Source organism: Stenotrophomonas sp. 05L44_2 (genome assembly GCF_056665995.1).
In genome coordinates, this window is the sequence record NZ_JBFTNR010000285.1 from 1 (window position 1) to 4832 (window position 4832).

Here is a 4832-nt window from a genome sequence, read left to right on the forward strand (position 1 = left end):
ACTCTGCTCCGCTCACGAACCAGGTGCGCGTGACCGGCGATGTCTGCGCCAGCGCAGATCCGGCCAGCATGCAGAAGCAGAGCACAAGGGCGCCGGGCAAGCAGCGTGCTCTCCTGCTGACTGGATCCCTGCGGGTGCCTGTGCTTGTCATCTAGTTCTCCTGGGCCGCATGGCCGCGCTCCTGGATACGGTCGAACTGATTGCGTGGAGTGAACTGCGGGTCGTCCGCTCCGTCCAGCATGAACTCGACCATTGCATCGAAGGTCGCAGCGGTCTCGCCGGCCTGCGCCGGCGTCATGAAGCCCGAATCGCCCTTGCCGGCGAGGTGGACCGCGGCAACCGTCTCCCGCTCACCGTCCTCGGCCCATAGGTAGTCGTGCACCAGTGCCACGCCGTGCTCGCCAGGCTCAAGGAAATCGGCGGCGCCCCGCGCCATCGCCAGGAACACGACCAGATCATAGAGGTTCTCGGAATACGTCAGTGACCCTGCAACGAAGTACGCCCCGGCCCGATCGTAGGCCGCAACCTTGATGTTCTCCGCCTGCGCCGATTCCAGGAGGGCGGCCAACGCGGCGCGATTGTCCGCATGCCGGGCCAGCATTGCAGTGCAATCGGAGAGGAATTCACCCAGCTCCACATCACTGGACGCAGCCAGATCGACGCCGCCGGGCAGGCGCCACCGGCCGGCGATGGATCGCCAGTCATCCCACCTCGATGCTGCAGGCACCGGGGCCGCCAACCAGCGTGCAAGACGCTCGCGCGGCAGCTGCAGCCTGAGCAGGGCCGAATAGGGTTCGGACATGGCTCGCGCCCATTCTCTGATCTTCGACAGCTTGGCTTGTACCAAACAACATCAGCCAAGCCAACTGCCGCCAGCGGGCACGTGCTGTTAACGCTCCCGCATTATGCTGACCGCCTCATTGGACTTCCGCGAGGTGCACCCTTGACCAAGCTGCATACCCTGATGATCGCCGGCTGCCTGTCTGCCTTCAGCCCCTTGGCCCTGGCTGAAACCGTGAACCTGACCAACAGCGCCGACGGTGCCAACCGCGAGGCCGGCATTGCCGCGGTCAAGAAAAAACTCCACGACGCGTGTACCGATCGCAAGGGCTCGCCCGACGCAGCGTCGTTCGAAGTGGTCTTTGAGAAGACCAGCGACAACCCGAACGTACCCAAGCCGTATTACGTGGACGGCAAGATGAAGTGCGAGTTGCCGGGGTGAGAGCGCGATGTCACCGGCGGCCGTGCCGCCATTACCCCCGCGGCGGCTGCGCGCCGCCCGGGGGCTCGTGCCGGAATCCCTAGCGACGCAAGGCGTCGATGATCACGCCGGTGGCGATCTCCACCAGCAGGTATTCCGTATCCGACTGCCGCACCCACCGCTGACCGCGGCCGGGATCGCGCAGACGGTAATGCGCGTAGTCGTCCACCCAGTAGCGGCGGTCAACCTCGGCCCAGGGCAAGCGGTCACCGCGGCGCCATGCCTTTTTCTGCCAGCCCGGCGGGGGTGCGTCGCGGTTGTGGGGGCCGCCTGCGTGGGGCGGCGGTCCGTTGCCACGTGCATGGTGCGGCGGATCGGCCCAGGCAGGGGTAGCCACCAGGGTGATTGCAGCGCCCAGGGCAATGCCAAGCAAATGTCCGGTTTTCATGGGAATGCTCCCGGTCCAGCCGCGGTATGCGGTGTTGTGACCCGGAATATAGGGCAGCGCCTGTGAATGAATCCGTGCGCCCGACCGGACCCGATGGGCGCCCGCAAACCCGCGTTCAGCAATGCGGCGCCCTCACCCTCATTGCCGGCGACATGTACAGCGTCTGCAGGCGCTGGGGGCCCAATGGCCAGCTGTKGACGCTGCCGCAGTTCGTGGACGCTGCAGGCTATTCCCATCTGCACCCCTGTGACCCGCTGACGCCGCAAGCGCATGGCCGGGCCTTGCGGACGCACGGTGCGTGTCCGGACGGCCCTTGTCAGCAGGCCGCGCTATCGATCATGCGCGATCACCCTGCGGTCGGCCGCAGTAGCGGGCGAATTCCTGAAGAAAGGCCTCTGCCGGCGCGCGATTGACCGGTTGTCTTACAGCACTGGCAATGGCCTCCGGCTCCATCTTCATGAAAGGAAAGCGCAGGAACAGTTCCTCGTTGAAGCGGGAACTGATGGTCGACAGCACAAGCCGGAGAGACGCGAGCATGTCGTCGCCGCGATGCGAGGCGTGCACCAAGGCGATGGGCTTTGCAACCACRAGGTCGCCCGATACCAGCCAATCCATGGCGTTCTTCAGGCCGCCGGGAATGCCTCTTGCGTACTCGGGGCTTGAAATCAGGATGCCATCGCTGGCTTCAATGCAGTGCTTGAAGCGCACGACGCTGTCATGCAAGGGCAGATCTTCAAGGTCGGGAGAGAAAACGGGAAGTCCGCCGAGATCGGCGCAGGTCGTCAGCTCGATATCCGGCGGCGCGATTTCTTCCAGCGCCCTCAGCAATGCGGTGTTGGTGGACAGCCGGCGTGCACTACCGGATATGGCAAGGATCTTCATCCTGGCACGCTATCACAGCCGCCTGTCGCCGCGCCCGGCGATGGCCTGCAGCACCTCCCCGCACTTGGCAAACCACAGGTGATCGTCCAAAGTCCGGTGCTCATGCACGGATGCACGTAGCCAATGACACGACTGCTCATCATTGAAGACAACCCCGAGCTGGTTGCCAACCTTTACGCGTTCTTCGAGCCACTGGGCTACGTACTTGACGACGCACGGGATGGTGCCAGCGGCCTGCGCAGGGCAACGCAGAATGATTACGATGCCATCCTGCTGGACCTGATGCTGCCCCGTCTTGATGGCATGGCACTGTGCCAGACACTCCGCGAGAAGTTCCAGAACCCGGTTCCGATCCTGATGCTGACCGCCCGTGATCCGGTGGAAGACCGCGTGCAGGGGCTCGCGCTGGGTGCGGATGATTACCTGGTCAAGCCCTTTTCCCTGAAGGAGCTGGACGCGCGCATCAAGGCGCTGGTCCGCCGTGCCCAGGGCCGGCAGGTGCAGAGCGTGCTGGCTGACCAACACCTACGACAATACGCTGGTCTATACCGACCGGCTGCTGGGCAAGGCCATCGACCTGCTGCAGACCTATTCGGAGCAGCGTGACGTTGCACTGATCTATGTCTCCGATCACGGCGAGTCGCTTGGCGAGCGCGGCCTGCATCTGCACGGAACGCCCTACTTCATTGCGCCACGCGAGCAGACCCAGGTGCCGATGGTGATGTGGTTCTCCCCGGGCTTTGCAACCCATGCCCGCCTTGATCTGGCTGCCTGCGCCATGCTGCGGGCACCGGATCCTACAGCCACGACAATCTCTTCCACTCCCTGCTGGGACTGTTCGCTATCAGCAGCGGTATCTACCAGCCGGGACTGGATGTGTTCGCGAGCTGCCGCATTCCCTAGCGTACTGGCCGGTCACAGCGTCTCTGCCAGCCGCAGTACATCCATGGGAAACGCGGCGTAATCGTCGAGCGGGGCGCTGTGGCTCTCCCGCCGTTGAATCTGCCTTACCGCCACCACGCCCTTGTCGGGAACAATGACCAGGTGCTGGCCGAGATAGCCGTTGGCGGCGTATGCCACTACCGGCCCTCGGTCGATGTCGAAGATGTCGCCGAGCTTCAGTCCACGCCCAGTGATTTCCGCAGCGTAGCGCTGTGGCCAGCTCGGTCCCAGCCGTTCGGCCAGGAAGCTGATCAGCGCTGACTTGCTGTCAAATACCTGGCCGTCGGCGGCCAGCAGCGCGTCCAGCATCACGGCATCCATGCTGCGAGCGCTCAGAAGCGTGGCTGCACCGGCCTTCAATCGGTAGTGCTCCCATGCGGGGATGCGCCACCACAACAGGCCGACGTCGGGGGAACGCGCGCTTTCGGCGGTCATCAACGCTACCGAGCGTTCGCTCAGCAACCGCTTGCCGTCCGGGGTGACGCCGCCGTCCAGCATCAATCGTCCGATCGCTGCAAGATCAACCGCCGACAACGACAGTCCGGCCATGCCCATGGGCGTCCCGGCCTGGTCCTTCATCCATGCATGGCCGGTGATGCCAAGCGGCTTGAACAACCGTTCGTCCAGATAGACATCCAGTGGCTTGCCGGCAAGCCGCTGCACGATGTCCGGCAGAAGATTGGTCGCCTTGTTGTTGTAGGCGAAGGTGGTGCCTGGATCGCTGGACACCTCGGCCGCCAGCGCCAGCTTCACCAGATCCGGCGCGCCCTCCAGTTCCACCCCCGCGTTGGCCACGTTCTGCAGGCCGGAGGTGTGGTCCATCAACATCCGGATCGTGATGTCCCGCTTCCTGCCCTGGCGCCATTCCGGGTACACCGTGCTGACCGGTTCGTCGATGGATGCGAGCTTGCCGTCATCGAGCAGCAGCCCGATGGCCAGGGCGACGACGGACTTGGTCGCCGACATCAGGTGGATGCGGTCTTCACCGGCTGCCGGCGCGATCTGCAGCAGCACCCCGCGCCCGCTTTCAATGTAGACCGCGTCGGAATGCGCGTTGCGGGCATTCCGCTCTATCGCTGCCAAGGCATCAGGCGTGTTGGCTGCGGCCGCAAACGGGCGTAGCGCCAGGAAGAACAGGCAGGCAAGCAGAGGTGCTCTCATGGCAGGATCCTTCAATGGACACAGAGATAATGACTACATTTGTAGTCAATCTGCAGTGCATGAAGTCATGCTTCCTGGACTGAAATCGAGCGTGCGCTGAATGCCTGGTCGGGCCATGGCGAAAGCCGGATGGCCTTGAGGCGTCGACTCAATGTTCCCGGGGAGTCTTTCAGGCCTCCGGCAGCGTCATCCCATAGG

The 4832-nt window shown here is 64.0% G+C and carries 6 protein-coding genes and 1 pseudogene; 3 read left to right on the top strand and 4 right to left on the bottom strand.

Features of this window, described 5'->3' with window-relative positions; translation table 11 throughout:
- Positions 1-151: 151 nt before the first annotated feature.
- Positions 152-802: a hypothetical protein gene (locus AC1VAN_RS11420; protein WP_312965701.1), complete on the bottom strand. Its 651-nt coding sequence runs from the start codon at positions 800-802 to the stop codon at positions 152-154.
- A 141-nt stretch (positions 803-943) separates the two neighbouring features.
- On the opposite strand from AC1VAN_RS11420, the gene AC1VAN_RS11425 reads away from it, so the two are divergent.
- Positions 944-1222: a hypothetical protein gene (locus AC1VAN_RS11425; RefSeq protein WP_033832140.1), complete on the top strand. Its 279-nt coding sequence runs from the start codon at positions 944-946 to the stop codon at positions 1220-1222.
- 79 nt (positions 1223-1301) lie between these two features.
- On the opposite strand, the gene AC1VAN_RS11430 is transcribed toward AC1VAN_RS11425, so the two are convergent.
- Together AC1VAN_RS11430 and AC1VAN_RS11435 are read right to left on the bottom strand one after the other, a co-directional pair.
- The gene (locus AC1VAN_RS11430; protein ID WP_263928844.1) at positions 1302-1649 is read right to left on the bottom strand and encodes an RcnB family protein; all 348 of its coding nucleotides are present in this window, start codon (positions 1647-1649) and stop codon (positions 1302-1304) included.
- Positions 1650-1985: 336 nt separating this feature from the next.
- On the bottom strand, positions 1986-2531 hold the full coding sequence (locus AC1VAN_RS11435; RefSeq protein ID WP_442251116.1) for an NADPH-dependent FMN reductase: 546 nt from the start codon (positions 2529-2531) through the stop codon (positions 1986-1988).
- A gap of 123 nt (positions 2532-2654) precedes the next feature.
- On the opposite strand from AC1VAN_RS11435, the pseudogene AC1VAN_RS11440 reads away from it, so the two are divergent.
- A pseudogene (locus tag AC1VAN_RS11440) lies at positions 2655-3062 on the top strand (response regulator transcription factor); the annotation flags it as partial.
- Positions 3013-3495 carry a sulfatase-like hydrolase/transferase gene (locus AC1VAN_RS11445; protein WP_442251115.1) on the top strand — a complete coding sequence of 161 codons (483 nt, stop codon included), beginning with the start codon at positions 3013-3015 and terminating at the stop codon, positions 3493-3495. The pseudogene AC1VAN_RS11440 and the gene AC1VAN_RS11445, both read left to right, overlap by 50 nt.
- On the opposite strand, the gene AC1VAN_RS11450 is transcribed toward AC1VAN_RS11445, so the two are convergent.
- Complete coding sequence (locus tag AC1VAN_RS11450) at positions 3447-4634, bottom strand: serine hydrolase domain-containing protein (RefSeq protein WP_442251114.1); 1188 nt, start codon at positions 4632-4634, stop codon at positions 3447-3449. The two genes, AC1VAN_RS11445 and AC1VAN_RS11450, sit on opposite strands and share 49 nt — an antisense overlap.
- Positions 4635-4832: the final 198 nt, after the last annotated feature.